Raw genomic sequence first — 25,136 nt, 5'->3', positions numbered from 1 at the left:
CCCTCGTCGCCGCGCTTCGTGACCCTGTTCCCGCCGCCGCGCTTCGCCGACGGTGAGGGCCAGACGTCCGGAAGCCACCTCGGCCGCGCCGGACGGTCTTCCATGACGAGCCCGACGGCACGTGCCGGGAGTGAGGACGCCCGAGCCAGCCTGAGGAGCGCCTCAAAGCTCCCTGCGCGGGCCGCGACCCGCCCGCCCACGCCCACGCCGGAGCTCCGCGCGCTCCCGGACGTCGACACCGGGAGCAGTACAAGAGCGTGATCGAGGCCGTCGAAGAGCGCGAAGAACCACACGGCTGACGCGAGCGACCTCCGCCGCCTCGCCGCGATGAAGGCCGACTACGCGAGCGCGAGCACATGCGGAGCCCGGTCCTCGCCGTGGCCGGGGCGTTCGGTCTCATGGGCGCAAACTGCGAGCATCTCTGGCTCGGCCTCGCCATCGGCGGGGCCGGCGCAAGCGGCTCGGGCGGGAGCATCGGCGCAGCGGGCCTGTGCCCATCGGGCTCGCGGGCTTCGCGGAGTGGATCGATCGCCGTCGGGGCAACGCTGATTCACGCCTACGGTGCCTCTCGGAGCTCGACCCGGCGACGCCGCGCACGAGCCGGGTGATGGTCCGCTTCTTCCGTTTGGGGCGGCGGGCACGTTCTGAGAGCGCGAACGGCTCCGTGGGCGGGGGAGATCCGACCGACGTTGGGAGATCCGACCGACGTTGACGCCAAACACCTGAAACCATTCGGATTCGGGCTCGCGGGATGCGTTCACCGCGCCGATCGGCCAGGGCCACCTGAACGCCGGCCAGGCCACCCGAGCGCGCCGGAGATCTGACCGACGTTCGCGCCAAGCCCGCGAAACTCACGAGACACGTGCGATTCGACCCGTTCGGCACGGCGTCTGCTTTGACCCGCCCACGATGCAATCGCGGACGAGCCTCCATGGCCCCACGACACCCTCACGCCGGCAAGGTCGCCCGCCGCGCGCCCGGCCCCGCACCCGCCGGCGGTCACTCGTCGTTCTGGGTCGGCCAGGAGACCCGCGCGGAAGGCCTTCGCGCGCGGAGGGGGCAACGCCCCCCTCGATCTCGGCCTCGACGACCGGGGCGTAGAACGAGTCGGGGCCCGACACCTCCCAGAGGCGCTGGAAGGTCGCGTCGAACGCTGAGGTCGATGGTCGCCCCCGCGCTTTCGCGCGTGGCGTGCGGCGCTGAGGAGACCGATCGGCATCTGCGCACCACCGCCCCAGCTCGGGAGCTTCTTCGTGATCTCCTTCGCGGCCTTCTCGCCTTCGGCGCCGAGCGCGACGCTCACGTCGGCGAGGAGCCCGCGACGCGCGTGCGGTAGTCCTTCGCCTGGGTTTCCCGGAGAAGCCCGCGTCCTTCATCGACGTCGCGTGGGCGTCGAGCACGTCGTAGGCCTCGCCCGTCGCGATCCCTTCCAGGCGGCGAGCGCCTTCGCGGGCCGGCAGCGCCATCTACCCACGGAGCACGTCGTCGCGCTCCACGTGCCCCTGACCCGACCGACGCGACCGCCCACCACCCGGGACCGACCGACCGCCCACGTGAACGCGCGTCGCTCCGGGGCCCCGCTTTTTCCGCCCGGGGAACCGCGCGAGGTGCGCGTCCCGATCGAAGAGGCCCCGGGCGTCTGCAGATCGACCGGGGAGGTCGAGATCGAGCAAGAGCTCGGCGAAGGCGCGCTAACTCCTCCTTCGTGAGCTCGTCGGGGTGGCGCTTCGGGTAGACCTTCCACGACGGGAACACACCCAGCGCGTCGCACGCGCGGCTCACCTGAGCCCGGCTCCCGCGGCGGCGAGCGCGCGAATCTCCGCGAGGCGCGCCTCAAACGGAAGCCGGGGCGTCGGCCTTGCTCCCCTTCGTCGCTTTGGGCGCGGCGCTCGCTTCGGGCGGCGTGCGGAAGGTGAGCCGCTCGTGGAGCCCGGAGCTTCTTCGCGGGGTCCTTGCACGCGTCGGCGAGGGGCCGCGTAGGCCGCAGCGGTCGCCTCCGTCAGAGGTGGAACGCGCTGCTCGGCGCCGCCGACGACCTTGGGCTTGCCGGCAGCGAAGAGCGCGGCGCTCCCAAAGGGCCACCCGAGGAGGCTGGAAGCGCGCGACGTTGCCCTCGAGCACGTCGACGAGCTGGAACGAGACCTCGCTCGTCCTCGCGCGCCTCCGCCGCGGAGTCTGGGCCCCTCGGCCTGGAAAGCACCACCGCGAGCTGCTTTGTCGGCCGCCGTGGGCTTGCCGCGGAGCGGGTCACGAACGTTCGCGAGCGTGAAGGGGCCGGATGCGCGGCCTTGCGTGGGCGTGGCGGCCTTGGGCTTGGCGGCCTTGCGGGCTTGGTGGCCTTGGTGGCCTTGGTGGCCTTGGGCTTGGGCGGGACCTTCGCCGTAGTCTTGGGCGCCTTGGTTGTCGTCTTCAGGCTTCACGGTGCGGGCCATGGGCGCATCGTAGCGCATGGGCTCGTTGGGGCAGAAGCGCGTTCGCGGGGCGCGCGGGCGGGCGGGAAGGTCGACGGGGGATGGCCCGGGCCACCCCCAGCCGGCCGGGCCACCGCGAGGACCGAAAGAACCGACCGACGTTCGCGCCAAGTCCGCGGAAACTTCAGGAGAGCCGCAAATCGCCCGGCACGGCACGGCGCTCGCATTCACCCCGTGCGATGCCTCCTAACCCAACGCCCTCCACCGCGTCCAGCATCCGGGCCCACGTCGGCAAGCCGGGCGGCGCGCTCACGCTCGCGTCACGCTCGATGGTCACCCGCGTCCCCGCGCCGGCCTCGGTGAGCGTCATCGTCACGCGCACGTCGTTCGGGGAAGCCGACTCGTCCGCCGCGGGCCCGTCGCCGCTCGCCGCGCGAATGCCCACGTCGAACACCATACGCGAGGGCCGCTCGATCTCGCGGTACGCCGATCGCTTACAAGTCACCTGGCACACGGCACCACGATGCACGCGTGGCCCCACCCGGGCGAGCGTCGAGCCACAACGAGCGCAGCTCGGCCCCTCGTACGCGAGCCACGCGCGCACGACCTTCGCGTCGAGGAGCAGGTCGAAGACCACGGGCCGCGGAGCCGAGAGCTCTCGCTCGTGCTCGACGACGGAGACAGCGTTCGCCATGGCGCGCAGCATAGCGCCCGCTCCCCGGAACCACACGCCTTCGTGGCGCGCGGGCCCAGGCGCGGGCCCAGCATTCACCTCATCCGCGAGGTCGACGCCTCAGCACTGCCACCACGCGGCCGCGCTCTTCGCGTCGGCGCTCGCGGTCACGTACATGAACCCGTCGCCGCAGTTGAGCCCCGGCACGAGCGCCTGTAAGAACCAAAAGAGCACGCGTTGCCCCCCTCGGGGCCTCGGCGCTTGGCACCACGCGACGTGCTCGCCGAGGAGCCTGTGCACCTCGGCGTCCCCTGCCGCCGGAGCGCGCCCTCCGAAGTACGACGAGACCGCGTACGACACCTGATCGTCGTCGAGCTTCGTCCTCCGGCCGTCCTCCACGGTGTCAGGGTCGCGGATCGCATCGAACGCGTAGCTCGTCGCCCTCGAAGGACACTTTCCCTGGCGCCGCGGGAAGGCAGTGTACCCTGGTCGCGTCGAGCACCTTCTCATGGCGTCTCCCCACGCGCGACGTCCTCCGCCGAGAGCATCACCACCTTCGTTCTCGACGTGTCGGGCGTGTACGCCTCGTTGTTCCTGATGTCGTTCACGAACACGGGCATTCACGGCGGCCACGCCCTCCGGCAAGCTCGGCACGATGGTTGCGCGCTCCACCGTGATCACGGTGCATCGGCTTCTGTTCGCAGAGCGCCACGTCTCCCGTAAGCCATCCCGATGGGCTCCCCGCCGACGGGGCTCACGGCGTTCGCAGGGACGGGACCAGGTTTGACGGCGATGCGCACGAGCCAGACATGGGGATCTCCTTCGCGAGCGCCGAGCACACACGACTTCGAGTTGCCTGTCGAGCACGAAAAGCGGGCACTTCCTGCAAGGTGCCGCGAGGCCCGGCAGCCATGTGCGGGCCTCGTCGTCGTCGGATCGCCCCGTCAGAGCGGGATGTTGGTGTGCTTGTGCGGCGGGTTCTTGTCGCGCTTGTCCTTCAGCAGCTCGAGCGCGCGGGGGAGGCGCGCTCGCAGCCTCCGCGGGTGGATGACCTCGTCGATGAAGCCGAGCTCCGCGGCCTTGTACGGATTCGCGAACTTCTCGCGGTAGTCCGCGATGAACTCGGCGCGCGCCTTCTGCGGGTCGGCGGCCTTCGCGATCTCGTGGCGGTAGACGATGTTCACCGCGCCGTCGGGGCCCATGACCGCGATCTCGGCGGTCGGGAAGGCGAGGTTGTAGTCGGCGCGGATGTGCTTCGACGCCATGACGTCGTAGGCGCCGCCATACGCCTTGCGCAGGATGACGGTGACCTTCGGCACGGTCGCCTCGGCAAACGCGAAGAGCAGCTTCGCGCCGTGCTTGATGATGCCGCCGTACTCCTGCTCGGTGCCGGGGAGGAACCCGGGCACGTCGACGAAGGTGACGAGCGGGATGTTGAAGCAGTCGCAGAAGCGCACGAAGCGCGCGGCCTTCATCGACGCGTCGATGTCGAGGCAGCCGGCGAGCACCTGCGGCTGGTTGGCGACGACGCCGACGGACCGGCCGCCGACGCGCGCGAAGCCGACGACGATGTTCGGCGCGTACTGGTCCGCGATCTCGAAGAGGTGCCCGTCGTCGACCACGGCCCGGATGACCTCCTTGATGTCGTACGGCTTGTTCGACTCGAGCGGGATCATCGTGTCGAGCTCCGGCACCTCGCGGGCGGCGGATCGTCCGTCTGCTGGAAGGGCGGGTCCTCGGTGTTGTTGGAGGGGAGGAAGGAGAGCATCTCGCGGATCTGCGCGATGCAGGTCCTGTCGTCCGGCGCCGTGAGGTGGCAGACGCCGCTCTTCGACGCGTGCGTGTGCGCGCCGCCGAGGTCTTCCTTCGTCACCTCTTCGTGGGTCACCGCCTTGATGACGTCGGGCCCGGTGATGAACATGTAGCTCGTGCCCTCGACCATCAGGATGAAGTCCGTGATGGCCGGCGAGTACACGGCGCCGCCCGCGCAGGGCCCCATGATGGCGCTGATCTGCGGCACGACGCCGCTCGCGAGCGTGTTGCGGAGGAAGATGTCGGCGTACCCCGCGAGGGACTCGACGCCCTCTTGGATGCGCGCGCCGCCCGAGTCGTTGAGGCCGATGACCGGCGCGCCGACCTTCATCGCGAGGCTCATGATCTTGGTGATCTTCGAGGCGTAGGCGCCGCTGAGCGAGCCGCCGAACACGGTGAAGTCCTGCGCGAAGACGAACACTTTGCGGCCGTCGACGAGCCCGTGCCCGGTGACGACGCCGTCCCCAGGAACTTCTGGTTCTCCATGCCGAAGTCGGTGCACCGGTGGTGCACGAAGCGATCGAGCTCGACGAACGAGCCCGGGTCGAGCAGCAGGTCGATGCGCTCGCGCGCGGTGAGCTTGCCGCCCTCGTGCTGCTTCTTGATGCGATCGGCGCCTCCGCCGAGGAGGGCCTTCTGGTCGAGCGCGTCGAGGATGGCGGCGGGGTTCGTCGGGGCTTTCGTCTCGGGCTGGCTCATGGCCGAAACCTCTAGCGAAAAGCGGGTCGTGTCGACGAAAAAACAGCCGGCCCCGGCGCGCGGCGTGTCGCCCGAACGGGCCCTTTCGCGCCCGGCCGTCCGAGGCTACGACGACGGAAGAGGTCGGCCGCGAGGGGCGCGAAGCGAGCGAAGGCGCCCCGAGGACGCCCCTTTTGGCCGAAACCTCGCCGAAAAGTCGCGCTTTCGAAAAGGCTGCTATCCTCCGAAGCTCACCATGTCGCAGGTCCCTCCTACGTCGCCCTACCCGCAGCCCGGCGAGGTCATCGACGGCAAATACAAGGTGGAGCGCGTGCTCGGCCAGGGCGGCATGGGCGCCGTGGTCAAGGCCGTGCACCTCGTCTTGCGCGCACCGGTCGCGCTCAAGTTCATGAACCCGCAGTACGTCGAGGTTCAGGGCGCGGTCGACCGCTTCTTGAACGAGGGCGTCGCGTCGAAGCGCATCGCGAGCGATCACGTTCTCCACGTGGACGACGTGGGCAAGCTGCCCTCGGGCGCGCCGTACCTCGTGATGGACTGCCTCGACGGGCGCGACCTCGCGCAGGTGCTCGAGGCCGAGGGAAAACCCGGGCTCCCGGCCATGCGCGCCGTGGGCTTCGTGCTCCAGATCCTGCGCGCGCTCCAGGCCGCCCACGCGACGAACATCATCCACCGCGACATGAAGCCGTCGAACTGCTTCGTCATCCACAAAGATGGCGACGACGACTTCGTGAAGATCCTCGACTTCGGCATCTCGAAGATCCAAGACCCGGGCAGCCAGTCGCTCACGCAGACGCACTCGGCGCTCGGCACGCCGCTCTACATGTCGGCCGAGCAGGCGCGCTCCCCCAAAGAGGTCGACGCGCGGAGCGATCTCTATTCGGTCGCGGTCATTTTGTACGAGCTCCTCTCGGGCCGAACGCCCTTCCGCGCCGAGAGCGGGCAGCTCACCGAGCTCCTCTTCAAGCTGTTCACCGCCGATCCCGACCCACTCGACGAGCTCGTCCCCGATCTGCCCCCCGGGTTGTGGGACGTGGTGCGCAAGGGCCTCGCGCGTGAGCCCATCGACAGGTACGCGTCGGCGCTGCTCTTCGCCGAGGCGCTCGAGCCCTTCACCGACGAGAAAGGCCGCGCCCTCATCGCGCGCATGCAGAGGTTCGTCGCCCCGGAGGACGCCGGGCGCGCATCTCGGGCCATTCCCCCTTCCGCCGTGGCGTTCTCGGAGCTCGGCAAGGGCGCGTCCCTCGGCGGCACACCCCTCGCGGGTGGCGTCTCACAAGCGCAGGCCGAGGCCGCCGTGCGCACCCTCGGCATGGCCGGGACCGAGGTCGATCGCCGGAGCTCCGTGCCACCTCCCGCACCGGGAGCGCCTCCACACGGGCCCGCGGGCACCGTGGCCATGCCCGATCGCCAGAGCGCCATGGGAGGCATCGCGGCCCCGCGCGTGCCACGCGAGAACGACGTCACCTACCCCGCCCCGAAGGCGGAAACCTCGGCTCGTCGGCCCCGCCCTGTCGGCCACCCAGCCCACGCGCGACCCCCAAGCGGGCTCGCAGCGCATGCTCATCACCGGCGCAGGCATCGCGCTCGCCGCGGTCGTGGTCGCCATCGGCATCGCCAAGCTCACGGCGGCCCCCGTCCCCGCGAACGTGAGCGGGGAGCCCAAGCCCACCGCCCTCCCGAGCATCGCCTCGCCGCCCCCCGTCGCCGACAAGGCGTCGGCGGCGCCGTCCACGTCGGCCGCACCGTCGGCGACCCCCTCCGCCTCGGCCCACGCGGCCCAGCCCAAGCCGACCGGCGCCGCGCCAAAGCCGCAGCCCACCCACGTCTTGCAAACCGGCATCCAAAACTGAGGTAGGCTCGAGGGTCCGGGCCCCTCGCCGCCCGCACTTCTCCGGGCTCGTCGCACCCGTGCGCGTGCCCCAAAGGAACCCCGGCCGATGCGAACCATCCCTTCCCGTCCCAGGCTCTCGGGCGCGCTCGCGGGCGTGCTCATCGGCGCGCTCGTGGCCCCCATGCTCCCGGTCACGGCCCTCGCCCAGCCCAAGCCCGCCGCGGCCAAACCAGGGAAATCGAAGACGATTCGTGAAGAGCTGCCGCCCGCCGTGCACGCGAAATGGGACACGGCGGTCGTGCTCTACGGGGCGGCCAACTGGAGCGCCGCGCGCACCGAGTTCATGGACGTCTACCGCGAGACCAAGAACCCGCGCGTGCTCTTCAACGTCGCCGTGTGCGACAAGAACACCGGCCACTACGCCCGCGCGATCGAGGTGCTCAAACAAGAGCTCTCCGAGGGCGCCGGCAAGCTCTCCCCCGAAGAAGAGACCCGCGCCAAAGAGACCGCCGCGGGCCTCGAGGCGTTCGTCGTCGAGCTCGTCGTGAGCGTGAACGAGCCCGGCGCCAAGATCTACGTCGACGACGTCGAGGTCGGCGTATCCCCGCTCGCGAGCCCCCTCCGCGTCGACATCGGCGAGCGGCGCCTCGCCGCCAAGAAGGCCGGCTACGCCGACGCGTCGACCGTCAAATCGTTCCCGCAGGGAAAAAAGCCCGATCCCATCGAGCTCAAGCTCGAGGCGATCGCCAAGCTCGGCACGATCACCGTGCAGGTCTCGGGCGCGCCGAACGCCACCGTGCGCATCGACGGCAAAGAGGTGGGCGCCTCGCCCTACACGGGCAAGCTTGTCATCCGTTCGGAGCCTTACGTGGTCGAGGCCGATGCGCCAGGATTTGCGACGGCCAAGCAGTCGGTCGTCATGAAAGAGGGCGAGGCCGCCGCGGTCTCGCTCGGCCTCTCCAAAGAGCAACGCCAAGGCAAGCTCATCGTCACCACCAAGCCCGAAGGCGCCACGATCCTCATCGACGGAAAGGTCGTCGGCTCGACGCGCTTCGAGGGCGCGGTGGACGCGGGCCCCCACCTCGTCACCGCCAAAAAGAATGGCTTTTACACCTACAACCTCGACGTCGAAGTGCCGAAGGGCGGCGAGCGCCCCGTCACCGCCATCCTCAACGAGGACAAGGCCCCGAGCTTCGTCCCGTGGCTCATCGGCACCGTCGTGGTCATCGGCGTGGGCATCGGCGCGGCCGCCGTGCTCTTCGCGCCGAAAGATCAGGATCCGTACCGCGGTACGCTCCCTCCCTACATCGTCGAGCACCAGTAGCCGCGGGCGCCCCGCACTTTTCTTCGTTAAACTAGGGGTTTGCCCCAAGGAGACTGCCGCATGAAGCTCCGCACCATCGCCACGCTCGCCGCCCTCGGCACCTCCGCGCTCGTCTGGAGCGGCTGCGAGGGGAAGAAGCAGACCGAGCTCGTCGCGGGCATCTCGACCCAGGTGCGCGTCCCGAAGGACCTGAAGACCATCCGCGTCGACGTGCTCGTGGGCGGCACGCAGGTGAAGTGCGACTCGTACCGCGTCTTCGACGGCAAGGTGCAGCTCCCCGCACGCTCGGCACGCTCCCCATCGACGACTCGAACCGCGGCCTCCCCCTCACGATCACGGTCGCCGGCTACTCCGAGGAGCGCCAAGACGCGACGACGGTCGACCAGTTCGCCGACTGCGTGAACACGCCCATCCAGCTCGGGACCGAGGCCGCGAAAGGCCGCATCTTGCGTTCGTCGCGGCAGACGTACACGCCCGAGAAGATCCTCTTTTTGCCGATGCCGCTCTCGTTTTCGTGCTTCGACAAGACGAACTGCAAGTCCGAGGAGACGTGCAAGGCCGGCCGGTGCGCCCCGGTCGACACCGACTCGTCCAAGCTCGCCGAGTTCGACGAGCGCATGGTGAACGGCGCCGCCACCACGTGCTTCAACGTCGAGACGTGCGTGAACCTCACCGGGCAGACGCCCATCTTGCTCGACGCCGACAAGTGCATCTACGCGCACCCGGGCTCTCCCGGCGCCCCGAGCTACCCCGGCATCACCATCCCGAAGGACGGCGACGGCCTCAACGTGCGCGCCTTCTTCGACGGCGGCGAGGTGGCCGAGGTCCTCGACCAAGATCCGGACGAGGGGCTACTTCATCCCCGACGCGTCCAAGCCGCAGCAATTCCAGCTGGCGCCGGGCCTGTGCGACATGGTCAGGGGCCAGGATCCCGACGGCAAGGTCTCCGCGCACCGCATCAGCGGCCTCAAGAGCTCGGGCGTGTGCCAGTCGAAGACGCAGCGCCAGCCCCTCTGCGACGGCGACGTCTTCAAGGCCATGACGGGCAACCCCGCCGGCACGATCACGCCGCTCGCGGGCACCTGCCAGACCTTCGAGGTGAAGCCCACCCCGAGCGCGCTCGTCGTCCTCCTCGACGGCTCGGTGCGCATGTCGGACTTCTACAAAGACACGACGGTCACGCGCACCCTCGGCCTCTCGCTCGCCGACCCGGTGTTCGAGGCGATGCAGCTCGGGCTCAAGGTCATCCCGCAAGACATCGACTGCGGCACGCGCACCTTCAAGCTCCTCGACGTCCCGATGCAGCCCGCGCTCAAGGCGCAGAAGGCCGTGGCCACCACCATCGCCGACTTCGTCTCCGGCACACGCGCGCTCGAGCCCATCACCACGCCCCTCCGCGCCGACGGCTCGCTCGACTCGGCCTACGCCAAGCTGAACGAGGCCGAGTTCTCCGGCTTCAGCCGCAAGGGCGTGCTCCTCATCGGCAACAAGGACTTCGCGACGACCAAGTGCACGGCGGGCACCCCGCTCATCGACGTGGTGCGCAAAGGGAAGGTCCCCACGTACGCGCTGCTCCTCGGCACCGACGGCACCGTCGAGCCCGAGCTCGAGCAGGCCTCGCGCGAGGCCGCCGACACCTTCAAGCTCTACGACGCCCGCAAAGACCAAGCGCGCGGCAGCGACGCCCTCAGCCAGATCACGCGCGACCTCAGCTCGTGCCTCTACGGTGTGCCCGGCGGCAAGGTGGTCGACGGCAAGTCGGTCGTCTCGTACTACGACCCCGTCCGCCGGGAGACCATTCGGGTGAAGGCCTCCCAAGACTGCTCCGACAAGAACGGGTACACGGTCGAGGGAGGGCGCATCCGGTTCTGCCCGACGGCGTGCGACGCCTTCGTCGGCACCCTCAAGGACCGCTCGCTCCTCGCGCTCTCGGTCGGCTCGCAGGCCCAGCCGGTGCCCGTGTTCGCCTCGACCGGCTGCGAGTAGCGGCACGGCGGGCGGAATTTGACGCGGATGCCGTTCGGGCATGCCTTGGCGCGTAAATTGATTCATTTCATGTGTTTGGCGCGAACGTCGGTCGGTCCTCACGGGTCGGCGGTCGGTCCTCACGGGTCGGTTCGGGCCTCGGTCGGCCCGTCGGCCACGTGAGCTACCGGCAACCGAACATGCTGCGCCGGCACCTCACGCCGCGCGGCCTCGAAGCCTCACGAGAGGTCCACGGGCATCGTCCACCTTCCGGGATTCGCGGCCCTTTGCCGTGGCATGCCGACGTCATCACGGCGCGCATGCTCGTGGCCCCCGAAGACAGCGCCCCCGACTCCACCCCCGCGACACTGGCAGGGTCGACCGAGCGACACACCGACGCGGCCCGGCATTCGCGCCGTGCGGCCCAAGATCGTCCCCCCCGACGGTGCGGTCGAGGAAGAGGTCGTGCTCTCCCGACGCGACCCCCGCTGCGAGGACTGAGGCGCGACGCGAAAACCCGAGGTGTATGCTCCGAAGATGCGCCTCGCGAATCTCCTGGCCGTCGTGCCGCTCGCCACCCTCGTCGAGTGCACCCTGGTGACGACGCCGGCCACGCAGCCCACGCCGGACGCCGACGTCCCCGTGGCCGACGCCGCAAGCCCCCCGACGGCCGATGCAGCCCCGGGCGTCGACGCCTCCGCACCCGACGCGCCCATCGCCACGGGATGCGACGCGCCCATCGCGCCCCCGCCCGCCGCGCTCGGCCTCTCCCCCTTCTACAAGAAGCACCTCGACGCGACCGGCCTTCCCGTCGTCGCCTCCGACAAGGTGAGCGACGGCGCCCTCCGCCAAGCCTGCCGCATCGCCTCCAAGATGCTCTCGTTCCGCTCGGACGTGCGCGCCGCGATGACGTCGAAGAAGGCACGCCTCGCCGTGATGGCCCGCAGCGAGGTGACGACCGACGTCCCCGAGCACGCCGATCTCTACCAAGCCTTCCCCGGCACCGACTGGAACGTGCGCGCCCGCGGCCTCGGCGGAACCGTCGCGCGCCCCGCCACGTCGTGCGCCGAAGAGAACCTCCTCTGCGACACGAAGGGACCCGTACGTCGGCGAGAACATCCTCGTGCACGAGCTCTCGCACGGCATCGTGAACCTCGGCGTCACCTTCGCCGACACGACGTTCCAAGGCCGCCTCGACACGGCCTACAGGAGCGCGATCGCCGCCGGAAAAATGGAAGGACACCTACGCGGGCTCGAACGTCGAGGAGTACTTCGCCGAGGGCGTGCAGTCGTACTTCGACACGAACCTCCAGGCGAGCCCGCCGAACGGAATCCACAACGACGTGAACACGCGCGCCGAGCTCCTCGCCTACGATCCTGCGCTGCACGCGCTCGTGGCCGAGGTCTTCGGGCCCGACGTGTGGACACCGAAGTGCCCGTGATCTCGGGTACTTGTCGCGCGCCCTGCCTCGTGGGAGAAGGTGCGCGATGATCGTGCTCGGCATCGAGACCTCGTGCGACGAGACGGCCGCCGCGCTCGTCGACCACGAGGGCCGCGTGCTCTCCGACGTGGTCGAGAGCCAGGTCGCCCTCCACGCCCCGTACGGCGGGGTCATCCCCGAGCTCGCCTCGCGGGATCACCTGACGAACCTGCCGCACGTGGTGACGCTCGCCCTCTCGAAGGCCGAGAAGACGCTCGACGACGTGGGCCTCGTCGCGGTCACGTGCCGCCCCGGGCTCGTCGGCGCGCTCGTCGTGGGTGTGCAAGTGGCGAAGGGCCTCGCGTGGGCGAAGGGCATCCCGCTCGTCGGCGTGGACCACCTCGTCGGGCACCTCTTCGCGAACGAGCTCCGTCGTGGCGACGCCCCCGCGAGGCCCCCCGAGAGACCGTTCGTCGCGCTGCTCGTCTCGGGCGGGCACACGGCGATTTACCGAGTGGACGGCCCGCTGCCCGAGCAAATTCGCGAGCTCGGCGCCACCCGCGACGACGCGGCCGGCGAGGCCTTCGACAAGGTCGCGAAGCTCCTCGGCCTCGGGTACCCGGGCGGGCCCGTGGTCGATCGGCTCGCGCGCACGGCCACGGCGGACCCTGAAATGTTCCTCGCGCCGATGGCCAGCACGAAGACGCTCGACATGAGCTTCTCGGGCCTGAAGACCCAGGTGGTCCAGCACGTGGCGAAGCACGGCGTCCCCACGGGAGACGCGCTCGCCACGGTGTGCGCGTCGTTCCAAGCCACGGCGACGAAGGTGCTCACCGACAAGGTGATCGCGGCCGCCGTGCGCGAAGGCGTGCGCGACGTCGTCATTGGCGGCGGTGTCGCGGCGAACCGAGAGCTCCGCGCGCGTGTGACCGAGGCCTGCGAGGCGCGTGGCATGGTCGCGCACCTGCCGGACCTCGCGAGCGCCACCGACAACGCCGCCATGATCGCCTACGCCGGAGCCCTCGCACACGCCGCCGGGGTCGTGCACGGCCCCGACCTCGCCGCCACGAGCGTCACGGCGTTGCCGCGGGAGACACGCAAGGGCCGCGGGGTGCGCTGAGCGAGGCGCCTCCGAACCGCACGCTCGTCGCGAGTCCCCACGGAGGCGGGCAAGACCGCCACCAAGGTGCTTGCGGAGAAGGGATCGGGGCGCCGTGCACGAGGGGCGCCACGACGTCGTCTTCGGGGGGCGCTCGCGTGCCCGGACGCGGCTCGCGACGGGCCCTGGCGACCGCCCCACTCACCACAGAGTTACTATCGAGTAACCATCGGAAATCGTTCGGATCACGTCACTGTTCCGGCGCCGTAACAGTGGGCCCCCGGAGGGGTCCGTTTCGGGGCCTCGGAGCGGGCACGGCGGTCATTCGAGGAGCGCGTCGAGCGCTCCGCAGAGCTTCTCGTGTTGGTCGCGGTACGCCTTCCCGAACCCTTCGCGGTGGTGGACCTTGTCGAGCGCGCTCGGGTACGGGATGGGGATCCAGGTTCCGAGTCGGTCCATCGCGTCGAAGAAGGGGGCGTCCAACACGAAGCGCTCCGTGAGGTGCGCGTACTTCTTGCGAAGGCCGCTCGGGGTGACGATGCCCGCGAGCGTCGGGTGCGTCCGCGAAAGGTCGGCGAGGAGGCCGCTCGCGACGAGCTCGTCCAGCGTGGCGCTCCCGTCGAAGTAGGCATTCCAATACGTGCCGATGTAGCCAATCGCCATCGGGTTCGAGCTCGCGTCGTCGGAGGCGTTGCCTTCGTGCCCGTACCCGTAACGAAGATCCACGTCGCGGATCTCGAGGTCGAAGAGCCGCCACGCCTGACGCTCGTGGAGCTTCTTCCCGACGAGCTTGGGCGCTTCCTGGAGCGCCTCCCGCGCGTCGCTCGAGACCCGCGCCGTCGCTCGCGGCGTGAGGCTGCACTCGAGCAGCGTCGCGAGGAACGCGGGGCCCAGCTTCGTGTACCTCGGGTGATGGACGACGTGGGCGATCAACGCGCGCCTGCATGCGCGCGAGCACGAGGCCGAGCCGCAGGCCGGGGCGGAACGCGAACGCGCGCGAGACGGCGTGGATGTCCTCGCGTGTGTCGGGTCGGTAGGGGAACGTGTCCCAGAGCGGCCGATCGAAGCGGGCACGCACGTCGGCATCGGAGAAGAGCGGCGCGTACCGCGGGAGGCTCGGGATGCGCGCGCGGAGCCTCTGGTAGTCGGCGAGCTCCGCGGCCTGCACCGGGACGTCCTTGCGCGAGAGCTCGTCGTTGTCCGACCCGTAGAAGCCCGGCCAATCCGGGTACATGGAGAAGATCGGCCGCGCGCGTGGGCCGTGGCAGGTGTCGCATCCTCTCGACTCGAGCTTCGGCGCGCCCGGGGCGATCGGGAAGTCGATCGACGACAGCTCGAAGCGACCGCTCTCGAGGTCGAATTCGTGCATGTCGAGGCGCTGTCCGTTCGTCTGCTTCGGCCCGCCGCCGTTGTAGCTCACGACGAGGCCGCGCCCCTCGTCCCACGCGATGACGCGCGGCGCGTCCGGATCGGCGCTCTGGCTCACGCGCGTCTCGACGAGGTGGCCACGCTCGCCGCGCCGCGAGATGCCGTGCTTCAGCACGAAGTTGCGCCTCAGCGCGGGCGGAAAGAGGGCCGGCACACCGTCGAGCGTGACGACGTTCGGGCTCTCGGAGAGGGCGGTCACGATCGCGTCGCGGCCGCGCGGCGGGGGGCGCTCGTGGGCGGCGTCCGGGGCCGCGCTGTCCGGGGCCGCGCTGTCTGGCCCGGAGTCGTAGGCTACGGCCACACGGGCGCTCGGCTCGATCGGCGCGGGCATCTCTCGCGGAGGCGTGGCCCCGCACATGCGTAGACGCCGCTCGACGCGAGCACGGCGAGCAGCGACAGGTGCGCGAGACGCGCGAGCTTCGGCATGACCCGAACGTACGCGGAGCGGCGCGATCGGGCTACGTGGTGGCGAGCGTCGCACGGGACCGCCCGAGCTCGCGGGCCCGCCCTGGGCGCGCCCTCGGGCGGAGCGCGCCCTACCCTCGTTTTTCCCAGGTTTTCGCCGCTCATGGCGCTCGGCATCGTGGCACGCGCGCTGCACTGGGGGGAGGTACGGTGTGGCGTTCGGCGACACCGCACTTCGAGGGAGATGACTATGAAACGATCGTTCGTCGGTGTGTTGGCGTGCATGACGGTGGTGGGACTCAGCGTGACGGCGGGCGCGCAGGCGGAGGCTCCGGTCCAGCCCGACTACAAGGTGGTCACGGGCTCCTCGGGAGACCTCGTCTCGGACGACGCGTTCGACCTGCAGAGCGTCGTGTCCGGCAGCTCCCTCACGTACAAGCGCCAGGGCACCCTCGGCGGAATCAACCTCGGCTGGGACACGAAGCACGGCGACTACGTCACTATCAAGCGGCAGGCCGGCTCGGGCCCGGTGAAATACGGCGAGCCGGTCGCCATTCGCGTGCGACGAGGAAACGACGGAAACTACATCCGCTACAGCCGACGTGATCTCGGCATCAACCTCGACTGGTCGAGCTCCCCGGTCTACGAGTGGAGGATCAAGGGCGGCCAGGACGGCCAGCCGGTCAAGGCCGGCGCCGTCATCGCGATCGTGAGCACGGTCGAGAAGGACAGCCTCGTCTACTGCTACCGAAAGAACGGCGCTTGGCTCAAATGGTCGAAGGACTGCTCGCGCGCCGAGCGTGAGCTCGCGAAGCGCGGCGCCCCGAGCCTCTGAAAAGGGCGTCTCTCGCAACTCCGGGCGACCCACGCACCTCGCGAGGGTCGCCCGTCGATTTTCTCCCGTCCCCCGTCGGGACTGCCAAGGGTCGTCGGCCGTTCGACGTCCGCGCCCGAGCGCCAAGGCGCGCGCGGAACCTACTTTTTCGTTCGAGGTCGGCCTCGTGGTGGGGTGTACGCCACGATCCTCGACGGCACGACGTCCAAGAGGCTCTTCATCTCGGCGACAGAAGGGCGAGTCACCCGGGGCCCAAGCTCGCGCCCCGCGCGCAGCGCCGGCGATCGGGGAATGAGCAGGCCATCACCTCTGGACGCATCCCTGGAACTGCACGAACGCTCCATTGAGCATCGAGTGGACGCCGTCGTTGCACAGGAGAATGACCGTCGACCCGACCGCGGGAACCGGGTAGCTAGGCGCGGCCAGCTCGACCACGGCGCGCACTAGCGTCTTGCGCGAGACGAATCGCACGATCGCCTTCGACTCGAAGCCTTGGGGTCCTTGTTGTGTTTCGGACACGGTCGCCGTCACGAGCAGGGGCGTACTCAGGATCGATTGAGCGTCGCCAGTCGCAAGGGCTGCGGCTTCGTTGATCGTCATGATCCGCGCAGCGGGCTCTCGCGCAATGGCCGCGGCCGAAGGACGCTCGTCTCCAGTCACCGAGCCCACGGCCCCCTTCCCCGTAGGTTCCGCGTCCGACGCCGGGTTCGACGACTGCTTGCACGCGGCGAGAACGACGAGCGAACCGACGAGGAGGAGCGTCGTTGTCGGGTCCTTTGGCATACCGCGACGCTATCCCGTGGCGACGTGCCCTTCAATCGATCCCCACGCACATCGGCGAGCCGCCGCCCCTAAGAGCCCGCGAAGCCGAGCGCTTCGGGGCCGGCTGGCAGCGCGTCCGCGCCACGTCGTGCATCCGCCTTCGGCGCCCTGGGGCACCCATCACCGAACGACGGGCGCGCAGTTCGTGAAGAGCACGCTCGTCTCGATGCGGAAGTTCGAGCCCGGGGTGTGGCGCTCGGCCTGGAACACGGCGAGCTCGTATACGTTGCCTTTGACGAGCCCGAGCTCCGCGGCGCGCGCGTCGAAGTCGATGGATCCGCGCTTCGTGTCGTGCACCCCTCCGAGATCGATCGCGAGCCGCCCGTTCACGAAGACCCACAGATCGTCGTCCCCCGAGAAGGTGAAGACCTCCCCGCCTCGGTACGAGAAGAGATTGCGGAGCTCGAAGGTGAAGTGGAAGTTGTGGGCGCGCCCTTGGTTCCCGCGGCCTCGGCCGTCGATAGGAAAGAAGGCGTTGCTCTCGAAGAGGAGGCGCCCGTTCGTCTCGACGAAGGGCACGTCGTAGTCGATGGCCACGTTCACGCCGGGCACGTTGCGGAACCACTGATCGAAGTTGGTTTTGCCCGTCGTGTGCCGCGTCGTCCCGCTCGAGACGTACACGGGTTTTCCGTCGGCGCCGAGCGTCCCGGCCACGATCCCCAGCTCGCCGTCGCCGACGAACTTCTCGAAGTCCGGATGGGTGTCGTCGAAGTCGCGCACGATGCCGCGGAAGCTCGGCGCGCACGACGCATCGCGGGTCGACGCCTCGATGGGCGCCGCGTCCCCGAACGATCCCGGCGGAGGCCCCGGCGGCTTCGGCCCTGGCCCAGCTTCGCGCTGGACGATCTCGTCCGAGAAGCCGTCATCGCGCTCGACCGTCGGCGCGTTCGCGCACGCCGATGCCGCGCCGATCCCGAGCACGAAGAGGCCGAGCATCCGGAGGCTTCTGGGGTAACTCATGGTGGAGTTACGGTACGGGTCCTCCGCTCGCACGGGCAAGCCCATCGTGCCGATTTGTCTGCGTGCCTGAACCTGCAGATTGTCGCGCAGCGTCATGTGCAATCGGTGCGCCTCGATGCCCGCGCGAACCACGGGAAACCGCGATCGATTCCCATCACACGGGCAGTCACCGGCACACGGTCAGTAGCCGTGACACGGGTAGTCCACCCGACGTCGACGCGCGCGCGGACCCGGGGGTGGTCGACCGTGAGCCTGTAGCTGTCGCGACGTACGCGCCGGAGCGTCGCGGTGACGGTCCACCGTTCGGGCACCACGTCGCCCGAGCATCGCTCCGCGGACTCGAGGCGTTGTGTCGCCGCGGGACACGCGATGACCTCGGTCGTGACGTCCACGGCGTCGGCGGGTAGCCGAGCCGCCACCCAGACGAGCCTCGCGATCCGGCGCGTGTCATCTCCTTCGTCCGGAGAGGGCGATGCGTCGGCGCCGGCGTCCGTGGTGTCTTCCGTGCGATCGACGTAGACCACGTTGCTGTTCGCGTCCGCGTACGCGATCGGGCGCGCGAGCCTGGTCCCGTCCGCGAGGACGAGCTCTTCCACCGTGGCCGCCGCGGTGCGCGTGTCCGTCGCCTTGGGGATCCGTCGTCGTGGTCGAGGCACACGTCTCGACCTTGACCGCACGCGGCGAGGGCCACCACGAAGAACCACGGACGAACACGGGAGGCGTAGTGCATCAGAGCTCCCGGCACGCGAGGACCGCCGGCGTCCAGGAGACGGCGAGGCTCATTCGCAAGCGTGGCTCGTCGACGTGGATCGAGTACGCCTGCGCGCCCCACCACGAGGTGACCAAAGATGAGCCGCTGCTCGGACGAGGACCGGGCGCCCTGCCCGTCGACGCACCCTTCGCCAGAGTCGTGCAGGCGCTCGGTGGTACGGCGGCAGGTCTGCACGAGCATCGGGAGTTCGAGGGGCGACGAAGGATCGGCCTCGAGCTTCCACGAGATCGCTGCGACCACCGCCCCGGTCGCGCGATCCCCGACGACCGCGACGGAGCCGCCCTTCGAGTTGCCTCGGATCCGCGCGGACGCGGAGGCTCGAGGCTCTCCCTCGGCGGCGATCACGAGCTCGACTTGCCCCGTGGCGTTCGCGCGCTCGGGCTCGACGATCTCCTTGTACGCGCAGCGGGGATCGTCGCCGACCGCCACGCACCCCACGAGGCTCACGAGGGCCCCGCTCCCCACGCCCAGCGATACACGCCGGGAACATGCCACGAGCGCCCGGCAGATGCACGTGGCGGGGCGGTCGGCGCCACCCCACTCGGCGCTCCCTCGCGGCTCTCCGAGATCGCGCGGCCCGCACGCACCTCGGCGGTCAGCGCACCGCACGATCGCGGCCATGTTCCGCGACTCGCTCCTGACACGACGAAGCCCGCGAGCCCTCGTCGGGTCGCGGGCCTCTCGCTCGTAGGTCGCCTCACTTCACGACGAAGTGCTGGTAGGCGCCGGCGGTGTCTTGGTCACGGCAGGTCTGCATCGTCGCCTGGACGTGGTCGCCAGCCTTGGCCGGGGCCGCCAACGTGACGCACATGCCCGTCACGCCGCGGAGGCGGCCCTGGTCGTCCAGGGTCCAGGTCTGGTCGGTCTTGTCGCACGAGTAGATGTCGACCTTGGTGCCCTCGGCCACGCCCGAGTGGTCGATGTCGAGGCACGCGTTGGTGCTCATCTGGCTGCGGATGCGCCCGTCCATCGAGTAGCTCCAGAGCTGCGGGTTCGAGCCGTTGCACACGTACGCGCCGACCGACGTGAAGTCCGAGGTACCCCCGTGGTAGAGGTCGAGGCACACGTCGCTGCGCGCCGCGAGCACCAACGATTTCCCGTAGAAGGTCTGCGCGGCTGCGTCGAGGGCGGCTCGCACGTCGCTCTCGGCGTGCACCTTGGCGATGGCCTGCTTCGCGGCCGAGACGCACGCGACGACCTTCGGATCGTCCTCGCCCTGCACGGTCTCCACGTCGTCGAAGCACTTCGGCACCACGGCCTGGAGGGCGGCGTTGTCGGCGTCGAGCCAGGCTTGGACGGACTTCACCTTCGCAGCGTCGTAGGCCGGGCTCGTGGCCCGCACGTCGGCGAGGGAGCGGAGCGTCACGACCGAGTCGAAGGCCGTCTGGAGATCACGACGCGCAGTCACGACGCTGCCGGGGGTGTCCGGGAAGTCGACGCCGGAGATGCCCACCGACGAGAGCTTCGCCGTCGAGAACGAGACGGGGACGTACCCGTCCGAGGCACCGAACTGCGTCGGGTAGTCGTTCGAGGCGTAATCGAGCGCCTTCTGGGCGAGGTCGAGGCACGCGTCGAGGTTGTCCCCCGAGCACGTGACCGCGCTCTTCGGGTCGAGCACGCGGGTGAGCTTGGAGGGGTCACCGCCGAGCTGGGTCGCCGTGAGCGAGATGGAGATGCCCTTCTTCTGCGAGCTGCTCGCCTTCGAGAGCTTCGTCGAGAGCTCCCCGAACGTCGCGCTGGCCGATAGCGAGCCCGTCATCTCGCTCTTCAGCTCGTCCGACGAGAAGCTCACGCGGTACGCGATGGCCAGGCGCGAGCCGAGCTGGACGCTCGTGATGACCTGATCGCCGCACGACTGGAGGAAGCTCTCCGGATCGCGCTCGCGGAGCTCCGCGGCCTGGCTCGTGAGGGCCACGCTGCTCGACTGGAGGAGCGGCCCGAGCTGCGAGGCCGAGAGGAGGATGGTGTAGGAGCCGCTCGACGACGTCGCCTCCCTCGCCATCTTGAACGAGCCCTCGCCCTTGTAGATCCCGAAGTGGGCCTTCGCGTCGACGTCGATCGAGAGCGCAGAGCTCGCTTGGGCCGTGTCCAGTTGGCTCGAGAAGGTCACCTGACCGCGCTGGTTCGGCTGCGACTTCGTCACGACGTCGAAGCAGGAGATCGGGGCGACCTGGCTGCTGCGCGCGTTGTACCCGAGCCCGGCGTCGGGGAGCTGGAGCGCGTCGGGGGCGACCTGATGGGGACCGTCACGCCGAGCATGCCGACCTCCGTGAGCGCCTCACCCGTGGTCGCGATGTCCGCGGTGTCGGAGGCGGCGGGGACCGCGCATGCGGCGGACGAGAGCGAGGCGACGAGGGCGAGAGCGACGAGCTTGGTGTTCATGGGAGTCTCCGTATCGTTGGGGTTCGACCTCCCTTCAGCAGCGTCCGTGCCATGCGCGGCGCGCGCGTAAACATCCGTAATCATTGACCTTGGCAGCGATACACGGTCGGTGATCGGGTGTACCGGTACGGCCCGGTACACGTGCACGGGGAGGCGTGGGGCGCCTCGACGCGCGGTTCGCGGGGTCTCTGTCCCTGTTCCGGCGCCGGAACAGGGAGCCTAACGGCCCTTGCGGAAGGCGCCCTCCACGAGGACCTCGATCGGCTCGGCCGAGTCGTCCGGGAACGAATGCTCGTCGCGCCGAACGACGCCCTTGCCCCAGCAGAGAACGCGCCCGTCGACCAGCGCGCAGCTCTTCTCGAGGCCGAGCGAGATCGCAGTCGCCGGGCCAGGGAGCCCTCTCACGAGCAAGGGAGCGCGGCTCTCTTTGGTCGTGCCATCGCCGAGCTGCCCGTGATCGTTTTGGCCCCAACAGGCCACTTCGCCACGCGCGAGCCGCGCGCACGCGTGGGTGCTCCCGCCGATGGCGATCTCGACGGCAGGCCACGGGAGCGGGATCGTCACGGGCGTGCTGCTCGATGCAACGTCGCCCGAAGGGCCGTTCGGCCCGAGGAGCCCCGTCCCCGCGTGGCCGAAACACGCGACTTTTCCTTGGCGATCGATCGTGCACGTGGCCTGCGCTCCCGCGCGCACCATCGCGACGTTCGAGAGCTTCGGCACGAACGCGGGCCTGGGCACGTAGCGCGTCGCCACGGGCTGCCCGCACGCGCCCGACGTGTTCTGTCCCCAGCAGGAGACTCGCCCGTCCGGCATCGCCGAGCACGCGTGGGCCGAGCCCACGGAGAGGGTCGCCGCGCCCGCGAGGATCGCCTTTCCGGGCTTCGTCTTCTCGCGGCCGACGTTGTCGGGGAGCCTGCCGTCGCCGGCCTTTCCGAACTCGCTGTCCCCCCAGCAATACACGTCTCCCGTCGGGGTCCGTGCGCACGTGCGGGCGTAGTCCACGCCGATCTCGGCGACCTGTCCGAGGCCCACGACGGGGCCTGGCTCGAATCGGTTCTTCTCCGTGCCGTCGCCGAGGCCGCCGTAGGCGTTGTTCCCCCAGCAGGACATCGTCCCCTCGGCCGTCACGACGCACGTGTGGAGCATGCCGCACGCGATGCTCTTGGCCCCGACGAGCGACGGGACCTCGGGCTCCATCTTCCCGACGACGAGCTCCCAAACTCGACCCTCCGCGTCGAGCCCACACGAGGCGTCCGAGGGCGAGAGCTGCACGATGCGTGGCGTCTTGCGCGTGGCTTTGGCCGCCGACGAGGGCACCACCGGGGCGATGGCTGATGCCGTCGCGGCCACGACCGGCGCCACCGGCCCACGAGGCACCGCGATGGACGGCGAGGACTCGGGAGCACCGCAGGCCGCGGAGAGGGAGAGGGCGATGAGCGAGAGGACGAACGCGCGCATGGACGTGGCTCCGACGTGAAGGCTCACGTCAGCGTAGGGCAATCGCGCGCCCTTCGCTCACGGCACGACGCGCGGCAGACCGAGCGCCCACGCCGGGTCGAGCGCGACACTAGGCGCGACGAAGGGAGCCATACGCGCCGTGTAGTCGACGTCCCAGAGCCGATCTTGGTCGGCAAAACACGCGCCCGGGGGCGCAACACGCGCGAGCTCTTCACGGGCCGGGCGCGGGTCCTTCTCGGGAGCCCTTCCGTCGCGCGCTCTCGCGTCGGCCCGCGCCACGGAAACCACGAGCGGGACCGCGCGGGCGGCGAGCGCACCGCACCGCGCCTTCACCTGGTCGAGGACCTTCGTGACGTCGAGCCCCCCGATGCGCGCGCACTGCGCCGCGACCCAGAGTTCCGCGCGGTACGCCTCCGCGATCGCAGGAGCGGCGGCACAGGCCCTGCGGACCGAGCCCCATGGCTCCTGGGCGTCGCGTGGAGACAACGCCGTGTCGAGAGGCATGCGCACGCGCACGCCATGAAGCTGCCTTTCCCGCCGACCTCCATAGGGGACCGGATCACCCCAGCGCAGGCTCGGGAGCTCGAAGTCGAGGAGATAGCCGTTGGCATCGGGCACGAAATCGACCCACGGGTACTCGGCATCCGGAGCGCCGCCGAACGCGTCCGCGAAGTAGGCCCGCGTTTGCACCGGCGCACGTGCCCCGAAGGGGAGAGGCACGAGCTGGCCCGCCACCTTGGCCGTCACCCACGAGGCCGAGCCCGGGCGCGAGACGACCAAGAGCTCGGGCGCGAGGGTGGCCTCGATCGTCGTCCGCGGCTCCGACGTGGCCGAGGTCCCATCGGCGCGTTCGAGCGCCACCACGAACGTCACGGCGTCCCCTGCGCGCGCGTCGCGACGAGCCCGAGCGCGCCCGCGTCGGTCGTTCGGCAGCGTGTGAACGCTTCGGCCCGCAGCGAGTCGGGCAACGGCACCGCGAGCGCACGCCGTCGGGCCTCGGCGCGCGCGCACGGCTCGGAGCACGGGGCCTTCGGCGCACTCCCGACCACGGACGCGGTCGGCGCGACGCCGGAGGGCCTGGCGCTCGCGTTCCGACGGGCGCGCAGCGGTGCGGCGCACGCGACGATCCCCGCCGACACGAGCGACCCCACACACAAGAACAGGTTCGTGAAGCTACGTCTCCCAAGCCAGGCCGTGTGTGACATACCGAGATCCGCGCCCACGGCGCACGCGCTAGGGTCGAGGATGACGGCCTCTCGGGGACTTCCATGGCCTCCGCGAGCCAGCGCACCGAAGCGCGGCCCTCGGCGGAGTGATCGCGGATCGTGACGATCCGGAATCTCCCAGCCCTGCGCCGCGATGGGACCGAAAGCGGAGCAGGTGTCCCAAGGCCTGTCTCCCACCGAGAGGGGCCGGCGCGCGTCCCGCGAGCCTGATGCGGTAGACGCGCGCGTCCTCACGAGCGCACCCCGCGGGGTCGACGAAGGCGAGCCACGGCGCCTCGGGTCCGGGTCTCACCGACGTACATCGGCGGGCCGCGTGCACGTGAAGGGGCTCTCGTGCGCGGCGGCGGCGCGCGCGGCGATGTCCTCGGGTGTGGGGCTCGTGACCGACGACGAGCGCCTCGGGCGCGCGGCAGGGAGCACCTCGGCGACACGGCCCTCGAAGTGCGCCAGCGCGTGGCGTGCCTCGCGCGATCGCCGGGTCGCTCGGGATCGAGCCAGACGGCCGCCCACCGCGGCAGGGCGCCCATCTGCGCGGCGAGGCGCGAACCCACCCGGCCTCCGGCGAAGCTCTCACGGACGGCGACGACCTCTTGGACGCTCACGGAGCCGGAGTACGCCACCAAAGGGCGCGGCTCCGAGCGGGGTCGTGCGTCAACGGGCGACCCTTCGCGCGTGCGTAAGAGGGCGATCCGGTGGGAGCCTCTCGGAGCCCGGCACCTCGACCAACGCCCCAGGGTACGACGCGCGAAAGAGCCGCGCGGCCTCGGGCTCGGCCACCCAGACCGAGCGGCACTTCACGTAGCCGAAGATAAAGTCGACCCGCTGCTCGAGAAAATAAGCTCTTCCCGCCTCTGCGGTGAGCCGCGCGACGTCGACCTCGTCGGCCTCCGACGTGATCCTCGTGCTCCCCGGCTCGGCGGCGTAGCAGAAGTACGTCGGGCGCTCGTCGCGCCGTTGAGCGTGCCATTGTCACGCGCAGGGAACGTCAGCGCCGATCGCCCACCACGGCCGTCCGGATCACGCACACCTTCGCTTCGTGGCGGCGGTACCGGACTGGCCCGAGCGCGGTCGTGGCGGCGGAGAGCTTCCAGCTCGGGCACCCGGCGATCGCGAGACAAGCCACGGCGAGGCGAGGGACGGGATCCGCATCGCGGCACGATAGCGCGCCGTACGACGAGGCACGGCCCGTTCCTCACCACGATCATGCCTGACGAGAAGCGACAGCCCGTTCGACGCCATGGACCAAAAACGTCACCGCGAGAGCGCATGTCCACGGAAAATGAACGACTACCTCCGTGGCACGTGGGTTGCTGAGCGTCCGCCCCGGAGCACACACCCCATGACCGTACGGGTCGATCAGCACATTCTCGGACGGGATCGACGGAAGGCTTCTGGCATCTTCGACCGAGGGCGCCCGCCGTGGGGTGGGCCCTTGTCGTCCTCGCGGTCGACCTTGGCCGGCTGCGAGCCGAACGGCGCGAACTGCGGGCCAGCTCGCGAAGGTACGGGAAGGCCATCGATGACATCGGTGCGCGCGAAGAGCCCGGACGCAGCCTCGACGGAACCCCAGAAGGTAGTCTTGCGGGCGTGGCTCGGTGCACGCAACGTCGCCC

At 70.1% G+C, this 25,136-nt stretch carries 19 protein-coding genes and 1 pseudogene; 7 read left to right on the top strand and 13 right to left on the bottom strand.

Annotated elements, in window-relative coordinates:
* Nucleotides 1-2,595 precede the first annotated feature (2,595 nt).
* The 3 genes and pseudogenes from IPK71_11720 to IPK71_11710 form a co-directional block, all read right to left on the bottom strand.
* Nucleotides 2,596-3,105: an SRPBCC domain-containing protein gene (locus IPK71_11720; GenBank protein ID MBK8214407.1), complete on the bottom strand. Its 510-nt coding sequence runs from the start codon at nt 3,103-3,105 to the stop codon at nt 2,596-2,598.
* Between the two features lie 99 nt (nt 3,106-3,204).
* A complete protein-coding gene (locus IPK71_11715; protein MBK8214406.1) occupies nt 3,205-3,483 on the bottom strand; it encodes a hypothetical protein in 279 nt (92 codons plus the stop codon).
* Nucleotides 3,484-4,028: 545 nt separating this feature from the next.
* Nucleotides 4,029-5,595, bottom strand: a pseudogene (locus IPK71_11710) (methylmalonyl-CoA carboxyltransferase).
* A 235-nt stretch (nt 5,596-5,830) separates the two neighbouring features.
* Here IPK71_11710 and IPK71_11705 point away from each other — a divergent pair.
* The 3 genes from IPK71_11705 (at nt 5,831) to IPK71_11695 (ending at nt 9,152) form a co-directional block, all read left to right on the top strand.
* Entirely contained in the window at nt 5,831-7,450 is a 1,620-nt protein-coding gene (locus IPK71_11705; protein MBK8214405.1) for a serine/threonine protein kinase, read from the top strand.
* An 82-nt stretch (nt 7,451-7,532) separates the two neighbouring features.
* Complete coding sequence (locus IPK71_11700) at nt 7,533-8,750, top strand: PEGA domain-containing protein (GenBank protein ID MBK8214404.1); 1,218 nt, start codon at nt 7,533-7,535, stop codon at nt 8,748-8,750.
* A 60-nt stretch (nt 8,751-8,810) separates the two neighbouring features.
* Nucleotides 8,811-9,152, top strand: coding sequence for a hypothetical protein (locus IPK71_11695; protein MBK8214403.1), 342 nt, complete (start codon nt 8,811-8,813; stop codon nt 9,150-9,152).
* Here IPK71_11695 and IPK71_11690 read toward each other — a convergent pair.
* Complete coding sequence (locus IPK71_11690; GenBank protein MBK8214402.1) at nt 9,097-9,456, bottom strand: hypothetical protein; 360 nt, start codon at nt 9,454-9,456, stop codon at nt 9,097-9,099. The genes IPK71_11695 and IPK71_11690 overlap by 56 nt on opposite strands.
* A gap of 206 nt (nt 9,457-9,662) precedes the next feature.
* Here IPK71_11690 and IPK71_11685 point away from each other — a divergent pair, with 206 nt between their 5' ends.
* From IPK71_11685 to tsaD, 3 genes are all read left to right on the top strand, one after another.
* Nucleotides 9,663-10,736 (top strand): hypothetical protein, encoded by a 1,074-nt coding sequence (locus IPK71_11685; protein ID MBK8214401.1) that lies wholly within the window; start codon nt 9,663-9,665, stop codon nt 10,734-10,736.
* A gap of 516 nt (nt 10,737-11,252) precedes the next feature.
* The gene (locus IPK71_11680; protein MBK8214400.1) at nt 11,253-12,062 is read left to right on the top strand and encodes a hypothetical protein; all 810 of its coding nucleotides are present in this window, start codon (nt 11,253-11,255) and stop codon (nt 12,060-12,062) included.
* A 141-nt stretch (nt 12,063-12,203) separates the two neighbouring features.
* The gene (tsaD, locus tag IPK71_11675; protein MBK8214399.1) at nt 12,204-13,256 is read left to right on the top strand and encodes a tRNA (adenosine(37)-N6)-threonylcarbamoyltransferase complex transferase subunit TsaD; all 1,053 of its coding nucleotides are present in this window, start codon (nt 12,204-12,206) and stop codon (nt 13,254-13,256) included.
* 300 nt (nt 13,257-13,556) lie between these two features.
* Here the strand turns inward: tsaD and IPK71_11670 are convergent, their stop codons facing one another.
* The gene (locus IPK71_11670) at nt 13,557-14,168 is read right to left on the bottom strand and encodes a hypothetical protein (protein MBK8214398.1); all 612 of its coding nucleotides are present in this window, start codon (nt 14,166-14,168) and stop codon (nt 13,557-13,559) included.
* Nucleotides 14,169-15,318: 1,150 nt separating this feature from the next.
* Between IPK71_11670 and IPK71_11665 the strand changes: the two genes are divergently transcribed.
* Nucleotides 15,319-15,903: a hypothetical protein gene (locus IPK71_11665; GenBank protein ID MBK8214397.1), complete on the top strand. Its 585-nt coding sequence runs from the start codon at nt 15,319-15,321 to the stop codon at nt 15,901-15,903.
* Nucleotides 15,904-16,206: 303 nt separating this feature from the next.
* Here the strand turns inward: IPK71_11665 and IPK71_11660 are convergent, their stop codons facing one another.
* From IPK71_11660 to IPK71_11625, 8 genes are all read right to left on the bottom strand, one after another.
* Nucleotides 16,207-16,503 carry a hypothetical protein gene (locus IPK71_11660; GenBank protein ID MBK8214396.1) on the bottom strand — a complete coding sequence of 99 codons (297 nt, stop codon included), beginning with the start codon at nt 16,501-16,503 and terminating at the stop codon, nt 16,207-16,209.
* 342 nt (nt 16,504-16,845) lie between these two features.
* On the bottom strand, nt 16,846-17,685 hold the full coding sequence (locus IPK71_11655; GenBank protein MBK8214395.1) for a fibro-slime domain-containing protein: 840 nt from the start codon (nt 17,683-17,685) through the stop codon (nt 16,846-16,848).
* Nucleotides 17,686-17,777: 92 nt separating this feature from the next.
* Nucleotides 17,778-18,341: a hypothetical protein gene (locus IPK71_11650; GenBank protein ID MBK8214394.1), complete on the bottom strand. Its 564-nt coding sequence runs from the start codon at nt 18,339-18,341 to the stop codon at nt 17,778-17,780.
* Nucleotides 18,342-19,154: 813 nt separating this feature from the next.
* Entirely contained in the window at nt 19,155-20,600 is a 1,446-nt protein-coding gene (locus tag IPK71_11645) for an RICIN domain-containing protein (protein ID MBK8214393.1), read from the bottom strand.
* Nucleotides 20,597-20,839 carry a hypothetical protein gene (locus tag IPK71_11640; protein MBK8214392.1) on the bottom strand — a complete coding sequence of 81 codons (243 nt, stop codon included), beginning with the start codon at nt 20,837-20,839 and terminating at the stop codon, nt 20,597-20,599. The genes IPK71_11645 and IPK71_11640 overlap by 4 nt, the downstream gene beginning before the upstream one ends.
* A 219-nt stretch (nt 20,840-21,058) precedes the next feature.
* Nucleotides 21,059-22,324 (bottom strand): hypothetical protein, encoded by a 1,266-nt coding sequence (locus IPK71_11635; protein ID MBK8214391.1) that lies wholly within the window; start codon nt 22,322-22,324, stop codon nt 21,059-21,061.
* Between the two features lie 30 nt (nt 22,325-22,354).
* Entirely contained in the window at nt 22,355-23,170 is an 816-nt protein-coding gene (locus IPK71_11630) for a hypothetical protein (protein MBK8214390.1), read from the bottom strand.
* Complete coding sequence (locus tag IPK71_11625) at nt 23,167-23,502, bottom strand: hypothetical protein (GenBank protein MBK8214389.1); 336 nt, start codon at nt 23,500-23,502, stop codon at nt 23,167-23,169. Before IPK71_11625 ends, IPK71_11630 begins: the two co-directional genes overlap by 4 nt.
* Between the last annotated feature and the right edge of the window lie 1,634 nt (nt 23,503-25,136).

The organism is Myxococcales bacterium, from assembly GCA_016712525.1.
Taxonomy (GTDB): domain Bacteria; phylum Myxococcota_A; class Polyangia; order Polyangiales; family Polyangiaceae; genus JAAFHV01.
Note: the sequence above shows the minus strand (reverse complement) of the source record. Positions and strands in the feature narration are given on the sequence as shown.

Bases quoted from the DNA above. Each gene is read 5' to 3' on its own strand.
- IPK71_11655 (MBK8214395.1), bottom strand. From the start codon at position 17,685: ATGAGTTACCCCAGAAGCCTCCGGATGCTCGGCCTCTTCGTGCTCGGG.
- IPK71_11665 (MBK8214397.1), top strand. From the start codon at position 15,319: ATGAAACGATCGTTCGTCGGTGTGTTGGCGTGCATGACGGTGGTGGGA.
- IPK71_11625 (MBK8214389.1), bottom strand. From the start codon at position 23,502: ATGTCACACACGGCCTGGCTTGGGAGACGTAGCTTCACGAACCTGTTC.
- tsaD (MBK8214399.1), top strand. From the start codon at position 12,204: ATGATCGTGCTCGGCATCGAGACCTCGTGCGACGAGACGGCCGCCGCG.
- IPK71_11680 (MBK8214400.1), top strand. From the start codon at position 11,253: ATGCGCCTCGCGAATCTCCTGGCCGTCGTGCCGCTCGCCACCCTCGTC.
- IPK71_11685 (MBK8214401.1), top strand. From the start codon at position 9,663: ATGGTCAGGGGCCAGGATCCCGACGGCAAGGTCTCCGCGCACCGCATC.
- IPK71_11640 (MBK8214392.1), bottom strand. From the start codon at position 20,839: ATGAACACCAAGCTCGTCGCTCTCGCCCTCGTCGCCTCGCTCTCGTCC.
- IPK71_11720 (MBK8214407.1), bottom strand. From the start codon at position 3,105: ATGGCGAACGCTGTCTCCGTCGTCGAGCACGAGCGAGAGCTCTCGGCT.
- IPK71_11695 (MBK8214403.1), top strand. From the start codon at position 8,811: ATGAAGCTCCGCACCATCGCCACGCTCGCCGCCCTCGGCACCTCCGCG.
- IPK71_11700 (MBK8214404.1), top strand. From the start codon at position 7,533: ATGCGAACCATCCCTTCCCGTCCCAGGCTCTCGGGCGCGCTCGCGGGC.
- IPK71_11660 (MBK8214396.1), bottom strand. From the start codon at position 16,503: ATGACGATCAACGAAGCCGCAGCCCTTGCGACTGGCGACGCTCAATCG.
- IPK71_11705 (MBK8214405.1), top strand. From the start codon at position 5,831: ATGTCGCAGGTCCCTCCTACGTCGCCCTACCCGCAGCCCGGCGAGGTC.